Source organism: Bacillus sp. FSL K6-0255, assembly GCF_045040725.1.
Taxonomy (GTDB): Bacteria; Bacillota; Bacilli; order Bacillales; family Bacillaceae; genus Bacillus; species Bacillus subtilis.
The window spans coordinates 2,290,222-2,304,394 of the sequence record NZ_CP150278.1 but is presented as its reverse complement, the minus strand read 5'-3'; the positions used below and the strand labels follow the sequence as shown (position 1 = coordinate 2,304,394).

Genomic DNA, 14,173 nt, shown 5'->3' with positions numbered 1-14,173 from the left:
ACTGCTCAAATGAACCGCTTTTGTCAAACATTTCTGTATAATAGACGAGAAATCAGTTTATTTTTCAGTATAGAAGCATTTTTATTCATAGGAGGGGCGGAATCAATGAATTGGCAGACGAAGGACGAATTGCTGGCACTTTTAACTTCTCTTGTGCAATACGAAAGCATCACCGGTTCAAAGGGCGAGGTAGCGCTTGCAGAGTATCTTTATTTTATTTTGAAGGACAAGCCCTATTTTCAAAAGCACCCTGATGATGTAACACTTCATCCGATGGACGATGGCAGATCTTTTCTTACGGCTCTAGTCAAAAAGAAGAATGTCAAAAAGACAGTGCTTCTGCTGAGTCATTTTGATGTCGTTGACATAGAAGATTACGGCGAATTTAAACATATGGCTTGCAAGCCTGCTGAGCTTTTGAGCTCCTTTTTAGAGAAAAAAGAGCTGCTCCCGGAACGTGTGAGAAGAGATGCCGAAAGCGGAGACTGGCTGTTCGGAAGAGGGACGATGGATATGAAAGCGGGGCTTTGTATTCAACTGTCGATGCTGGAGAGGGCAATGAACGGGCATTTTGAGGGCAATCTGCTGTTGATAACGGTTCCGGACGAGGAAGTGAATTCAAGAGGCATGATTGAAGCGGTTCCTGCATTGAAGGAGATGGAGAAAAAGCATGATATCACATTAACCGCTTGCCTGAATGCCGAACCGATGTTTGAAAAATTTCCCGGCGATCAGCAGCAATATTTTTATACAGGAAGCATTGGCAAGGTGCTTGCGGGTTTTTTCTGCAAGGGGATTGAGACACATGTTGGAGAGCCGTTTTCAGGTCTAAACGCAAATTTAATGGTATCTGAGATTAACCGTTTGCTTGAACTGAATGCTGATTATTGCGAAAAGGTTGATGGCGAGGTCACTCCGCCGCCGGTAAACTTAATGCAAAAGGACTTGAAAGAGGCATATTCAGTCCAGACACCGCATACAGCCGTCACATTATTTAATGTGCTGTCAATGAAACGCTCAGCTAGTGAGCTGCATCAGATGCTGCTTAAAACAGCAGAACAGGCGGCGGAGGAAATCATGTCGAACGTTCGGAAGAAAACACAGGATTTTCAACAATTTGAGCCATTTCAGCCGATTGAGCGGGACGTCACTGTTTTGACATTTGATGAGCTGGTCTCGCGTGCAAAAAAGCGTGCGGGGATCTCGGAAACAGAGCGGGCTCTAAATTATGCCTTTGCTAACAGGGGGGAGCTTGGAGACAGGGATTTTTCGACGAAAATTGTTTCTGAGCTTGCTTCGCTTTGTAAGGAGGATGCGCCGCTCATCGTTCTGTTTTATAGTCCGCCGCTTTATCCAGCTGTTTCTTCAAAGGATGATCAATTGATCAGAAATACAGCAGATCAGATAAAGCATTATGCGGCTGAGCGATACGGCATTGCATTACGGGAGGTTCAGTACTTCCCCGGACTTTCGGACTTGAGTTATCTTCAGCTGGAAAAACAGGAGGTTGATGCATACACAAGCAATATGCCGCTCTTTAACAGAGGGTATTCATTGCCAAGCGGTAAAAATCAGGCTTTATATGTCCCAGTTTTAAATGTCGGTCCGGCTGGTAAAGACCCGCATAAATGGACGGAAAGATTGTATATGCCTTATTCCTTTGAAGTGCTTCCCGATTTGCTTTCATTTACGATCTCCGCGCTATTAAAGCAATCAGAATCTGCCGGCCAGCTGCTGCGGGAAAAATAAAAAACAGAAGGCACTGTGCCTTCTGTTTTTGTCCTTACATCTAAGAATGTCTCTCTAAGGCGGCACCGGCAAACTGTTCTTTGATTTCTGCGCTCCGTTTAGCTGTTTCTTCAATACAGTGAATAATTGCTTCTTCAAAGCGGGAGTCCTGTAAAGCGCGAAGACCTGCCTCTGTAGTGCCCCCAGGACTGGTGATTTCTTTACGCAGCTTTTCCGGCTGTTTGCCGCTTTGGAGGAGCATATCTGTTGCCCCTGCCATTGTCTGCAAAATGAGTGCTTTTGCCGTTTCTTTATCTAATCCTACTTTTTGTGCTGCTTTTTCCATCGCCTCAATATAACGATACACATAGGCCGGGCCGCTGCCTGCGATTGCAGTGACAGCGTCAAGATGCCGCTCCTCAACCAGTGTTGCATCACCGATTGTTTCCAATAGAGCTTTTGCGGCAATAATATCATTCTTGCTTGCTTCCGTGCTTACGGAAAATCCGGTTGCTGATTTTCTGATTGCCGCTGATGTATTAGGCATGACGCGAATGACCGCGAGCTTTCTGCCAAAATAATGCTGAATGGTTTCGATGGTAAGGCCTGCAAGTACTGAAATGACAAGCTGGTCCTTGATATACGGCCGGATGCTGTCGATGCTTTCCGCCGCGTCTTTCGGTTTGAAAGCGAGGATAATGATATCGGTGTGAGTGAAAAACTCATTTTTATCTCTGCATGGACGCACGCTGTACGTTTCCTTTAATTCAATCAGACGCTCGTCATTTGAGCGATTTGTAATATAGATATGTTCTGGTTTTGTGATGCCGCTTTGCAAAATGCCGTTGATCATTGCTTCTGCCATTGACCCGGCGCCGACAAATCCTATCTTTTTCATTGATATCCTCCTTCTATTAGAACAACAAAAAACCTTTTCATCACGTAAAGGACGAAAAGGTTCGCGGTACCACCCTCATTAGCACAAATTGTGCTCAGCTCAAATCCCCGTAACGCGGGAAACGTTTAGGTTTTCCTAACCGCGACTTGAGGGCAGGTTCTACAAACAAGCGGGCCGCAACACCTTTCAGCCGGGGGTATCGCTCTCTTAGGCCATTGCCTTGTATACTATTCCTCGTCATAGCGTTCCAATGGTTCTCGTTTTAGTTTGTTGTTCATTATGCAATGGCGGACAAGCTAATGTCAATAGCTTTTTCAAAAAGGTTTGTTCTCATTCTGCAATAATGACACAAGACCGAGAAAAAGCTAAAATATGAATAATGAATGAAGACAAGGAGCGAAAGGATGACAACTGAAGATGTAATTGCGATCCGCGTCCCGACACCGTTTGCTGTCGGCGATGTTATCGTTTACCTCGTAAAAGGTGATGCGCTGACACTTATCGATGCCGGGCCGAATACAAAAGAGGCTGCCAGAGCCTTACAAGAGCAGCTTGCCGCTGTAAATGTGAAATTGTCAGATATCGAGCAGGTTGTACTGACTCACCATCATGCTGATCATGCAGGCTTGCTTGATGTCTTTTCAGATGAAATCGAAGTGATTGGGCATACATTCAACGAACCTTATATCAGCCAAAATCAAGCCTTTATGGATTGGCAAAAACGTTTTTTTCAAAAGCTGCTGCCTGAATTAGGCGTTCCATTTGATACGGGGAAGGCGGAAAAGCTGATTCGATCAGCGTACGCATTTTCCTGTACGAGATCTCTGACAAAATCAATCAGAGAAGGTATGGGCATAGATGGGCTTGAGGGCTGGTCTGTGTTGGAGATGCCTGGACATGCTGAATCGCATATCGTTCTGTTCCATGAAAAAAGCGGAAGGATGCTTGGCGGCGATCTACTGCTGGCAAACAGCTCGTCTAATCCGATTTTGGAAGCGCCGAAAGCGGGAGACGTTAGGTCAAAGCCTTTAGTGGATTATCAGCGGTCATTGCGAAGGCTGTCTCAACTTGATCCAACAATCGTATTTCCTGGTCACGGCGAGCCTATCACCAGTGTACAAGCGCTGATTGAGAAGCGTTTTGACAAGCAGAGGAACAGGACGGAGGATGTGCGTCGCATGCTGGATGAAAAGCCGATGACCGCTTTTCAGGTCTGTCAGCAGCTTTTTCCTGCTGTATATGAAAAGGAATTGTTTTTAACGATGTCAGAAACGGCAGGTCACCTTGATGTGTTGGAGGCTGAAGAAGCCATCACGTCATATTGGGAAGGAAATACCGCATACTTTAAAACAATGAAGAGGTGAAATGGGTGAAACATATAGCGGGAAAAAGGATTTGGATAACCGGCGCTTCAGGAGGGCTTGGAGAAAGAATCGCATACTTATGCGCGGCTGAAGGAGCCCATGTCCTGCTGTCTGCTAGACGCGAGGATCGTTTGATAGAAATCAAAAGGAAAATAACCGAGGAATGGAGCGGACAGTGTGAGATTTTTCCTCTGGATGTCGGCCGCCTAGAGGATATCGCCCGGGTCCGCGATCAGATCGGCTCGATTGATGTACTGATTAACAATGCAGGCTTCGGTATATTTGAAACGGTTTTAGACTCTACATTGGATGACATGAAAGCGATGTTTGATGTGAATGTCTTCGGCCTGATCGCCTGTACAAAAGCGGTGCTTCCGCAAATGCTTGAGCAAAAAAAGGGCCATATCATCAATATCGCCTCTCAAGCGGGGAAAATCGCAACACCGAAGTCGAGCCTGTATTCCGCGACCAAGCATGCCGTGTTAGGTTACTCAAACGCTTTGCGGATGGAGCTTTCGGGAACCGGCATTTATGTGACAACAGTCAACCCGGGACCGATTCAGACGGACTTTTTTTCCATTGCTGATAAAGGCGGGGACTACGCCAAAAATGTCGGCCGCTGGATGCTTGATCCTGATGACGTAGCAGCTCAAATTACAGCTGCAATTTTTACGAACAAGCGGGAGATCAATCTTCCGCGTTTAATGAATGCCGGCACTAAGCTGTATCAGCTGTTTCCAGCTCTTGTAGAAAAGCTGGCAGGACGCGCGCTCATGAAAAAATAATGATGGAACTGCCTGTAGTGGAGTGGCTTGTTTCTCACGGGGCAGTTTTTGATAGTGGAAGGGAGAGATTGTTGAATGTCAGTTCATTCAGAAGTCCTTCATGCTCTGCTTAAAGATCCGTTTATTCAGAAACTGATTGATGCAGAGCCTGTATTCTGGGCAAATTCAGGCAAGAAAGAGGGGCCATTACCCCGTGCAGATGAGTGGACAACCGAGATAGCGGAAGCGGAAAAAAGAATGCGGCGGTTTGCACCTTACATTGCCGAGGTGTTTCCTGAGACGAAAGGCGCTAAAGGAATCATCGAGTCTCCGCTTTTTGAGGTTCAGCATATGAAGGAAAAGCTGGAAGCGGCATATCAGCAGCCATTTCCGGGAAGATGGCTTTTAAAGTGCGACCATGAGCTTCCGATTTCAGGATCGATTAAAGCGAGGGGCGGGATTTATGAAGTGTTAAAGCATGCTGAAAATCTCGCGCTTCAAGAAGGAATGCTTCGGGAAACCGATGATTACCGCATCTTACAGGAAGAGCGGTTTACCGGGTTTTTCTCCCGCTATTCGATTGCTGTCGGTTCGACAGGAAATCTGGGTTTAAGCATCGGCATCATCGGCGCGGCACTCGGGTTTCGCGTGACAGTGCATATGTCCGCCGATGCTAAGCAGTGGAAAAAGGATCTCCTCCGCCAAAAGGGAGTCACTGTTATGGAGTACGAAACAGATTACAGCGAAGCGGTCAACGAAGGGAGACGGCAGGCGGAACAAGATCCATTCTGTTATTTTATTGATGATGAACATTCTCGTCAGCTGTTCTTAGGATATGCTGTTGCTGCAAGCCGATTAAAAACACAACTTGACTGTATGAATATAAAGCCAAGTCTTGAGAAGCCTTTGTTTGTGTATCTGCCGTGCGGAGTCGGCGGAGGACCGGGCGGTGTAGCATTTGGGCTGAAGCTTTTATACGGAGATGATGTTCATGTGTTTTTCGCAGAACCAACTCATTCACCTTGTATGCTGTTAGGGCTTTATTCAGGACTTCACCAGAAGATCTCCGTCCAGGATATCGGCCTGGATAATCAGACTGCTGCTGACGGACTTGCCGTAGGGAGGCCGTCAGGATTTGTCGGCAAGCTGATTGAACCGCTTCTGAGCGGCTGTTATACGGTAGAGGACAATACGCTTTATACTTTGCTTCATATGCTGGCTGTATCTGAAGATAAATATTTAGAGCCCTCTGCTCTTGCGGGCATGTTCGGGCCGGTTCAGCTTTTTTCGACAGAAGAGGGAAGGCGCTATGGTCAGAAATATAAGATGGAACATGCCGTACATGTCGTCTGGGGAACGGGAGGAAGCATGGTTCCAAAAGATGAAATGGCTGCGTATAACCGAATTGGTGCTGATTTGCTAAAAAAACGAAATGAAAAATAAGCAGACAGTGAAAAGGTTTTCCGTTACAATCTTTGTAAGGGTTTTAACCTACAGAGAGTCAGGTGTAAACAGTGAAAAATAAAGAACTTAACCTACATACTTTATATACACAGCACAATCGGGCGTCTTGGTCTGGTTTTGGGGGGCATTTGTCGATTGCTGTATCTGAAGAAGAGGCAAAAGCTGTGGAAGGATTGAATGATTATTTATCTGTTGAAGAAGTGGAAACAATCTATATTCCGCTTGTTCGCTTGCTTCATTTGCATGTCAAGTCTGCGGCTGAACGCAATAAGCATGTCAATGTTTTTTTGAAGCACCCACATTCAGCCAAAATTCCGTTTATTATCGGCATTGCCGGCAGTGTCGCAGTCGGAAAAAGCACGACGGCGCGGATCTTGCAGAAGCTGCTTTCGCGTTTGCCTGACCGTCCAAAAGTGAGCCTTATCACGACAGATGGTTTTTTATTTCCTACTGCCGAGCTGAAAAAGAAAAATATGATGTCTAGAAAAGGGTTTCCTGAAAGCTATGATGTAAAGGCGCTGCTCGAATTTTTGAATGACTTAAAATCAGGAAAGGACAGCGTAAAGGCCCCGGTGTATTCCCATCTAACCTATGACCGCGAGGAAGGTGTGTTCGAGGTTGTAGAACAGGCGGATATTGTGATTATTGAAGGCATTAATGTTCTTCAGTCGCCCACCTTGGAGGATGACCGGGAAAACCCGCGTATTTTTGTTTCCGATTTCTTTGATTTTTCGATTTATGTGGATGCGGAGGAAAGCCGGATTTTCACTTGGTATTTAGAGCGTTTTCGCCTGCTTCGGGAAACAGCTTTTCAAAATCCTGATTCATATTTTCATAAATTCAAAGACTTGTCTGATCAGGAGGCTGACGAGATGGCAGCCTCGATTTGGGAGAGTGTCAACCGGCCGAATTTATATGAAAATATTTTGCCGACTAAATTCAGGTCAGATCTCATTTTGCGTAAGGGAGACGGGCATAAGGTCGAGGAAGTGCTGGTAAGGAGGGTATGAAATTGTGCATCATATTGAACTGTATGTCTCTGATTTGGAGGCGTCTAGGCGGTTTTGGGGCTGGTTCTTAAAAGAACTTGGCTATAAAGAGTATCAAAAATGGAGCTCAGGCATCAGCTGGAAGAAAGATCGTTTTTACCTAGTGATTGTGCAGGCGAAAGAGCCATTTCTAGAGCCGGAATACCATAGATGCCGAGTCGGTCTGAACCATCTCGCATTTCATGCTGAATCCAAGCTTCAAGTCGATCAGATGACTGAAAAATTGACGGCAAAAGGTTATCGTGTGTTGTACCGAGACAGGCATCCTTTTGCCGGAGGAGACGGGCATTATGCAGTCTATTGTGAGGATCCGGACCGGATTAAGGTAGAGCTCGTTGCCCCAAGCTGTTAATCGTGATCTTCGGACAGGCTGTTCAGCTTTTTCTCAATGCGATCCAGCTGCGCTTTTCGGTTTTTCGCATACTTGAAGCCTGTAACAGCCGCAAAGATGACAGCGGCAAATATAATAAATACAAACAGCTGAAACATCACATCACCTATATTCATGTTCTTCACCTCATGTTTGCGGGAGAGTTTCATTCTCTTCCGTTTTTTATGTAAAGCGGCTTTTCCAGACGGGAACGGTGTTTTGTGGTCTCTGTTTTCATTTGCCGATAGGCGAACCCTAAAAATGGCAGGCCGAGCAGGGTAATGCCGCTCAGGACAGAAAAAATATAAATCGGCCGGCCAGCGCCAAACAAGTCTATACATATCCCCCCGACCCAAGGGCCGATGACGTTTCCGAGCTGTGAAAAACCGATTGCCCCGAAATAAGTGCCTTTTAATCCTGGTTTTGCAATCTGGTCTACATACAAATCCATCATAGAGAATAAAAGAACTTCGCCGATTGTAAATGTGATGACAATCATCACAATTGATGGAACACCGTGCGATACGGTGAAAATGGCCATGCTGATACTAACCATCACATTACCGAGCATCAGAGAACAAAGCGGCGAAAACCGTTTTGCAAAATGGACAATGGGAAATTGCGTCGCCAACACAACGATTGCGTTTAATGTCAGCATCAGCCCATACAGCTTCGTTCCATTGCCGATCAAGGGGCTCTGCGCCATATACTGAGGGAATGTGGAACTCAATTGTGAGTAGCCGAAGGTGCATAGCGTAATGCCGACCAAAGCAATGGTAAAAAGATAATCCTTTTGCGTGACCATAAACGCTTCCCGCACGCTCATATTTCGGGATTGGGCTGGTGCTGATAAGGATGGATGTTTTTTAAATTGGAGGGCAAGCACAATTCCGTATAGTCCGTAAATGACTGCAGGCACCAAAAAGGACGTAGTCGATTGCGATGAGCCGAAATATAGGCCAAGCACAGGTCCGAAGACAACGCCGATATTAATAGCTGCATAGCGTAAATTAAAAACTAGCAGTCTCGTTTTTTCTTCTGTCATATCAGACAGCAAGGCCTTTGAAGCGGGCTCAAACAGTGATTTGCAAAGACCGTTTAATGCGTTAACTACAAAAAACACCCAGAGATGAGATGCCGCCGCAAAGCCTGCAAATACCAGCATCCATCCGAAAATCGATACAAGCATCATGTTTTTTCTGCCGAATTTATCTGAGATATATCCGCCGTAAAAGCTTGCGAGGATGCCGACTGATGAGCTCGCGGCAATGACCAGCCCTGCATAGGAAGCTGATGCGCCTTGGACGGCTGTCAAATAAATCGCTAAAAAAGGAATGCTCATCGATGTTGCCATTCTGCCGAAAATGGTTCCGATTATAATTGTCCAGCTGATCGGGTGGATATCTTTCCATTTCTTCATGAATTATATTCTCTCCTGTATGTAAGATCTTCCTCTATCATATATGAAAAAATTTCCTTCTCCAATAGATCATTCAAAATATTTCGTTTTTGACATGTAGTATGCCTGATTGTATGGATGGCAATATACTATGCGTTGAGGATGCGTGTGGCTGACGGAGTTTACATTTTGAAATTGAAGGTGATGACAGAAGGAAAATGACGGGATGTCCGATGAAAAGCAAAGCGATTGGTCAGTGAGGGTGTGTTAGTTTAAGCCGCCAGAACGTGGATCATATCGGCAGTGAAACCGGCTATGAGATCAAGATGTACGCTGAAAACCGGCATGGGCCGCATGACAGAACAAGAGAGCACATCTCTTCGAAAAAGTGTATACGCGTGATCATGGACAGCTTATTCCGTTTTGCGCGAGCACTGAGGGGAATTTTATGCCAGGCCATATGAATCTATGGAGCGTGAGAAAATCCTGCTTTTTTCTGTGAGCCTGAAACTGTTTATTTGTTTCGGGCGGTGTTTTCAAAGGGAAGCCGCATCAGCGGCTGAACGAACTGACAGTCATGCGTTTAAGAGAACAGGCCTTGGTTTGTGACATAGTCATAAATGATATCTTCTATATGCGCATGCAGATCCTCATCCGGTTCTTCATTCCGTCTCTCTTGTAGAGCCGCTTTCAGGCTTTGTTTTTCATACGGGCTTAACGGATCTATAGCAACGTTTCTGCCGTATTGACGCAATGCCTGTCCCAGCATTTTTTCGACAAATTTCTCCATCATGACTCTCCTATCCTTATGCTTCGCTTTTATTCTACTAAATGTTTTTCTTCTCTCAAACCCTTGGATCATATTTTCTGTCAGACAAGAATCATTTACCAGTATAAAACGAACATACTTTCGCATATAATGAAAAACGAACATAAGTTCTTTTTAGAGGTGTGTATGATGAAAGAAAAAGTGATTTTTCTCGTTGACATGCAATCGTTTTATGCATCTGTAGAGAAAGCGGAAAATCCACATTTGAAAAATAGGCCCGTCATTGTTTCGGGTGACCCTGAAAAAAGGGGCGGAGTCGTATTGGCTGCCTGCCCGCTGGCGAAACAAAAGGGTGTGGTGAATGCTTCACGGCTGTGGGAGGCGCAGGAAAAGTGTCCTGAGGCTGTTGTGCTCCGGCCGCGTATGCAGCGGTATATTGATGTATCACTGCAAATTACGGCCATTCTAGAGGAGTATACAGACCTTGTGGAGCCGTATTCTATCGATGAACAGTTCATGGACATTACAGGCAGCCAGAAGCTGTTTGGGACGCCGATGGAGATCGCGAAAAGCATTCAGGGCAGAATCATGCGGGAGATCGGCGTTTATGCACGGGTCGGAATCGGCCCTAACAAAGCGCTGGCCAAAATTGCGTGTGACAATTTTGCCAAAAAGAATAAGAACGGTATTTTTACCTTAACGAAAGAAAATATGAAAACCGAAATGTGGCCGCTCCCGGTGGGCAGCATGTTTGGCGTCGGGAGCCGCATGAAGCATCATTTAAATCGGATGGGCATCAGCACGATCGGCGGGCTCGCGGCTTTTCCGCTCGATCTTTTAAAAAAGAAATGGGGCATTAACGGCCACGTGCTGTGGATGACGGCAAACGGAATCGACTATTCCCCTGTGTCAACTTCGTCTCTGGACGGGCAAAAGGCGATAGGCCATGGAATGACTCTCCCGAGAGACTACGAACACTTTGACAAAGAAATCAAGGTCGTATTGCTTGAGCTGAGTGAAGAAGTGTGCAGGCGAAGCCGAAACGCCGGGGTCATGGGGCAGACGGTGTCAGTGAGCTGCCGGGGTGCTGATTTTGATTGGCCGACGGGCTTCAACCGGCAAGTGAAGCTGGCAGAGCCGACTAATTCTACTCAGGATGTATATGAGGCTGTACGCCGGCTGTTTCTTACATTTTGGGACGGGAAACCTGTCCGCCGCCTCGGTGTCAATCTGTCTCAGCTCTCATCTGATGACATATGGCAGCTCAATTTATTTCAGGATTATGCAAAGAAAATGAGCCTAGGCTATGTGATGGACGGCATTAAAAATCGATTCGGCGACACAGCAATCATCAGGGCGGCGTCACTGACAGCGGCAGGCCAGGCATTTGAACGCGCGGCTAAAATAGGGGGGCACTATAAATGAACGACCATTTAAAAAGGGGCAACCTGCTGTGGGAAGGGAGCAGGATGTTTCTGCCGGAACATAAGCAAAGCCTGCTGGAGAGAAAGCGCCTTAAACAGAAGCTGCAAAAGCCGATCCTTGACCCCGATAAGCTGGAAGAGATGAATCAAACGCTTTGCGCCGCGATGGAGTTCGCTCAGGATATCACTGTCAGCTGCTTTCAGGACGGTGAGATTGTCTGCTGCACCGGGAAGATCTGCCGGTATGAAGAGTTTGAAAAAGCAGTATGGATAAAAGGAGACGAGGATCATCTTTATAAGCTGAAACTTGATCAAGTGCTTGATATTGTGCTGTAAAGTCTTTCCTCCTGCTTGGGGGAGAAATAGGCGTAAAATGATCAAACATTGTTCCCTCGGCAGTCTGGAAACGTATGATAAAGGAAAGAAGGCATTTACAATTCCAGCCAGGCAAAATATAATTTTTATATTGTGAGAAAAAGAGCTGACATTCGTTTTGCCAGACGGAGGGAGATCAAATCGTAATGGATATTCGAACAATCATGTCTTCAGATTATGAAATGGTAACGTCTGTACTGAATGAATGGTGGGGCGGCAGACAGCTGAAAGAAAAATTGCCGAGACTATTTTTTGAGCATTTTCAGGACACAAGCTTTATTACATCCGAACATAACAGCATGACCGGATTTTTAATCGGATTTCAATCGCAATCGGATCCTGAAACGGCGTACATTCATTTTTCCGGTGTGCATCCAGATTTCAGAAAAATGCAAATTGGGAAACAATTGTATGATGTATTTATCGAAACAGTAAAACAAAGAGGCTGCACCCGGGTGAAGTGCGTCACTTCACCTGTGAATAAGGTATCAATCGCATATCACACAAAATTGGGGTTTGATATTGAAAAGGGCACCAAGACGGTAAATGGCATCTCAGTGTTTGCAAACTATGATGGCCCGGGCCAAGACAGGGTACTGTTTGTCAAAAACATATGAGGGGGAAATATAATGGATTTTTTATCAAAAACACCTGAGCCTCCTTACTATGCAGTCATTTTTTCTTCTGTCAAAAGCGAAAATGACACAGGATATGGAGAAACAGCGGAGCGGATGGTATCGCTTGCGGCGGAACAGCCTGGATTTTTAGGCGTGGAAAGCGTACGTGAAGCGGATGGAAGGGGCATCACAGTTTCCTATTGGGACAGTATGGACGCAATTAACCATTGGAAGCATCACACTGAACATCAAGCAGCAAAAGAAAAAGGAAAAAGCGTTTGGTACGAGTCGTATGCAGTCCGCGTCGCAAAAATCGAAAGACAGCGGCTGTTTCAGGAGAACACGAATGATTGAATTTCTCCAGCATAAGGAAGACACTATAGCGCGTGAGATTTTAGCCGTACAGATCCCCGCCTACATAAAGGAAACAGAGATTATCGGTTTTGACGGTATTCCCGCTTTACAAGAGAAGGTGAAGGATATTCAAGCATCCCATGAGCGGTTTGCGGGATATCGGAAAAACGGCAAGCTGATCGGTGTCATTTCATATGAGAAAAACATGCATCATCTCACCATTTGCAGGCTTGTTGTGCATCCTGACGGTTTCAGAAAAGGAATTGGACGAGCGCTTCTGCAATTTGTCATTGATCATAATGAAGACGCTGAGAAAATCGAAGTAGTCACAGCCGAGAACAATACCCCGGCCGTGTCACTCTATACACAGGCTGGATTCCAAAAGGCAGAAACCGTCAAAGCAGCGCAGGGTCTATTGCTGTCGGTCTTTCATTTGTATCCGAAAAGAAAAGTTGAGGTCATTCTCTACAACGAAAAATGGGCAGAATGTTTCGATGAAGAAAAAGAACGGCTGAAACTTGTGTTCGGGCCGGAGATTATCGCTGTTCATCACATCGGAAGCACATCGATACCGAACATGGCAGCGAAGCCAATCATTGATATGTTAATTGAAGTCAGAAGCATTGAAGCCGTGAGCCAATTTGATGAACAAATGAAGGCTAACGGCTATATACCAAAAGGTGAGAACGGCATAGCGGGCAGGCGTTATTTCCAAAAGGGCGGAAATAAACGCACTCATCATGTCCATATGTACGAACAGGGAAACCCTGCTATTGAAAGGCATCTGTTATTCAGAGATTATCTCAGAGCTCATCCAAACATAGCGAAAGAATACGCCGTTCTCAAAAAACAGCTGGCGGCCCAGCACCCTGACAGCATCAATCAGTACATACAAGGGAAAGATGAGTGGATCAAGACTGCAGAAGAAAATGCGAAGCGGTGGAAAAAAGGCAGAAACAATGCGAATGGCAGTGTTGTATGCTACAAAAGCGAAAATGATGAAAACGGGGGTTTCACCTTATGAACATACATGTGACAGATGCAGCAAAACAGGCACTGCAGCAGGCGTTTGACGCCAACCCGGGGAAAAAAGCCCAGCTTCGTTACGATGCAGAAGGATGCGGCTGCGCGGTAAGCGGTGTCCCGACAATCTGGCTGGCAGAAGAATTAACGGGACAGTGCGAGCAGCTGGAAACGAACGGCATTCCGCTGTATATCCAATCGTCACAAAAAGTGTTTTTTGACGATCAAATGACGATCGATTACAATGAAAAAGCCAAAACATTGGCGCTGAAAAGCCCGGCTGAAATGCTCAGCCCCAGAATGAGCATATTAGTAAAGTAGGAGACGCGAAACGTGGAACAAAAGCTGAAGGCAATGAAGAACACAGCACAAAATAAAACGTGGGTATCCTTCCTGAATCAAAACCATCCCTATACCTTGCTTCACTGGTCAATTGGAGGAGCAGAGTCCATCAAGAAAGATGTCTGGCTATTGCAGGATGAAATGACCTTCGAGACGCAGGAGTTTACAACGATAGATCTTGCGATTGAATGGATCAGAGAAAATATGGATGGCATTACCGACGTTCTGTAACA

Annotated in this window: 17 protein-coding genes; 13 read left to right on the top strand and 4 right to left on the bottom strand. The window is 45.7% G+C overall.

Annotated elements, in window-relative coordinates; all coding sequences use genetic code 11:
- Window positions 1–105: 105 nt before the first annotated feature.
- Entirely contained in the window at window positions 106–1,749 is a 1,644-nt protein-coding gene (locus MHB62_RS11730) for a M20/M25/M40 family metallo-hydrolase (protein WP_004398867.1), read from the top strand.
- Between the two features lie 40 nt (window positions 1,750–1,789).
- On the opposite strand, the gene proC is transcribed toward MHB62_RS11730, so the two are convergent.
- Window positions 1,790–2,626: a pyrroline-5-carboxylate reductase gene (gene proC, locus MHB62_RS11725; protein WP_004398788.1), complete on the bottom strand. Its 837-nt coding sequence runs from the start codon at window positions 2,624–2,626 to the stop codon at window positions 1,790–1,792.
- A 404-nt stretch (window positions 2,627–3,030) separates the two neighbouring features.
- Between proC and MHB62_RS11720 the strand changes: the two genes are divergently transcribed.
- From MHB62_RS11720 to MHB62_RS11700, 5 genes are all read left to right on the top strand, one after another.
- Window positions 3,031–3,990 (top strand): MBL fold metallo-hydrolase, encoded by a 960-nt coding sequence (locus MHB62_RS11720; RefSeq protein ID WP_032722075.1) that lies wholly within the window; start codon window positions 3,031–3,033, stop codon window positions 3,988–3,990.
- 5 nt (window positions 3,991–3,995) lie between these two features.
- Entirely contained in the window at window positions 3,996–4,775 is a 780-nt protein-coding gene (locus MHB62_RS11715; RefSeq protein ID WP_032722073.1) for an SDR family oxidoreductase, read from the top strand.
- Between the two features lie 75 nt (window positions 4,776–4,850).
- Window positions 4,851–6,197, top strand: coding sequence for a D-serine ammonia-lyase (dsdA, locus tag MHB62_RS11710; RefSeq protein WP_032722071.1), 1,347 nt, complete (start codon window positions 4,851–4,853; stop codon window positions 6,195–6,197).
- A 71-nt stretch (window positions 6,198–6,268) separates the two neighbouring features.
- Window positions 6,269–7,228: a type I pantothenate kinase gene (gene coaA, locus MHB62_RS11705; protein ID WP_014480189.1), complete on the top strand. Its 960-nt coding sequence runs from the start codon at window positions 6,269–6,271 to the stop codon at window positions 7,226–7,228.
- Window positions 7,229–7,232: 4 nt separating this feature from the next.
- Window positions 7,233–7,619 carry a VOC family protein gene (locus MHB62_RS11700; RefSeq protein WP_080287617.1) on the top strand — a complete coding sequence of 129 codons (387 nt, stop codon included), beginning with the start codon at window positions 7,233–7,235 and terminating at the stop codon, window positions 7,617–7,619.
- On the opposite strand, the gene MHB62_RS11695 is transcribed toward MHB62_RS11700, so the two are convergent.
- The 3 genes from MHB62_RS11695 to MHB62_RS11685 form a co-directional block, all read right to left on the bottom strand.
- Window positions 7,616–7,774: a hypothetical protein gene (locus MHB62_RS11695; protein WP_014477259.1), complete on the bottom strand. Its 159-nt coding sequence runs from the start codon at window positions 7,772–7,774 to the stop codon at window positions 7,616–7,618. The two genes, MHB62_RS11700 and MHB62_RS11695, sit on opposite strands and share 4 nt — an antisense overlap.
- 29 nt (window positions 7,775–7,803) lie before the next feature.
- Window positions 7,804–9,057 (bottom strand): MFS transporter, encoded by a 1,254-nt coding sequence (locus tag MHB62_RS11690; RefSeq protein ID WP_032722067.1) that lies wholly within the window; start codon window positions 9,055–9,057, stop codon window positions 7,804–7,806.
- A gap of 562 nt (window positions 9,058–9,619) precedes the next feature.
- Window positions 9,620–9,826 (bottom strand): YqzH family protein, encoded by a 207-nt coding sequence (locus MHB62_RS11685; protein WP_004398642.1) that lies wholly within the window; start codon window positions 9,824–9,826, stop codon window positions 9,620–9,622.
- Window positions 9,827–9,991: 165 nt separating this feature from the next.
- On the opposite strand from MHB62_RS11685, the gene MHB62_RS11680 reads away from it, so the two are divergent.
- From MHB62_RS11680 to MHB62_RS11650, 7 genes are all read left to right on the top strand, one after another.
- Window positions 9,992–11,230 carry a DNA polymerase IV gene (locus tag MHB62_RS11680; protein ID WP_010886562.1) on the top strand — a complete coding sequence of 413 codons (1,239 nt, stop codon included), beginning with the start codon at window positions 9,992–9,994 and terminating at the stop codon, window positions 11,228–11,230.
- On the top strand, window positions 11,227–11,565 hold the full coding sequence (locus MHB62_RS11675) for a YolD-like family protein (protein WP_017695939.1): 339 nt from the start codon (window positions 11,227–11,229) through the stop codon (window positions 11,563–11,565). The genes MHB62_RS11680 and MHB62_RS11675 overlap by 4 nt, the downstream gene beginning before the upstream one ends.
- A gap of 185 nt (window positions 11,566–11,750) precedes the next feature.
- A complete protein-coding gene (locus MHB62_RS11670; RefSeq protein WP_015251768.1) occupies window positions 11,751–12,221 on the top strand; it encodes a GNAT family N-acetyltransferase in 471 nt (156 codons plus the stop codon).
- Between the two features lie 9 nt (window positions 12,222–12,230).
- Entirely contained in the window at window positions 12,231–12,575 is a 345-nt protein-coding gene (locus MHB62_RS11665; protein WP_220562389.1) for an antibiotic biosynthesis monooxygenase, read from the top strand.
- Window positions 12,568–13,599 carry a bifunctional GNAT family N-acetyltransferase/GrpB family protein gene (locus MHB62_RS11660; protein WP_220562247.1) on the top strand — a complete coding sequence of 344 codons (1,032 nt, stop codon included), beginning with the start codon at window positions 12,568–12,570 and terminating at the stop codon, window positions 13,597–13,599. Before MHB62_RS11665 ends, MHB62_RS11660 begins: the two co-directional genes overlap by 8 nt.
- Complete coding sequence (locus MHB62_RS11655; protein WP_003226552.1) at window positions 13,596–13,919, top strand: iron-sulfur cluster biosynthesis family protein; 324 nt, start codon at window positions 13,596–13,598, stop codon at window positions 13,917–13,919. Before MHB62_RS11660 ends, MHB62_RS11655 begins: the two co-directional genes overlap by 4 nt.
- A gap of 12 nt (window positions 13,920–13,931) precedes the next feature.
- Complete coding sequence (locus MHB62_RS11650) at window positions 13,932–14,171, top strand: YqkC family protein (RefSeq protein ID WP_003230411.1); 240 nt, start codon at window positions 13,932–13,934, stop codon at window positions 14,169–14,171.
- Window positions 14,172–14,173: the final 2 nt, after the last annotated feature.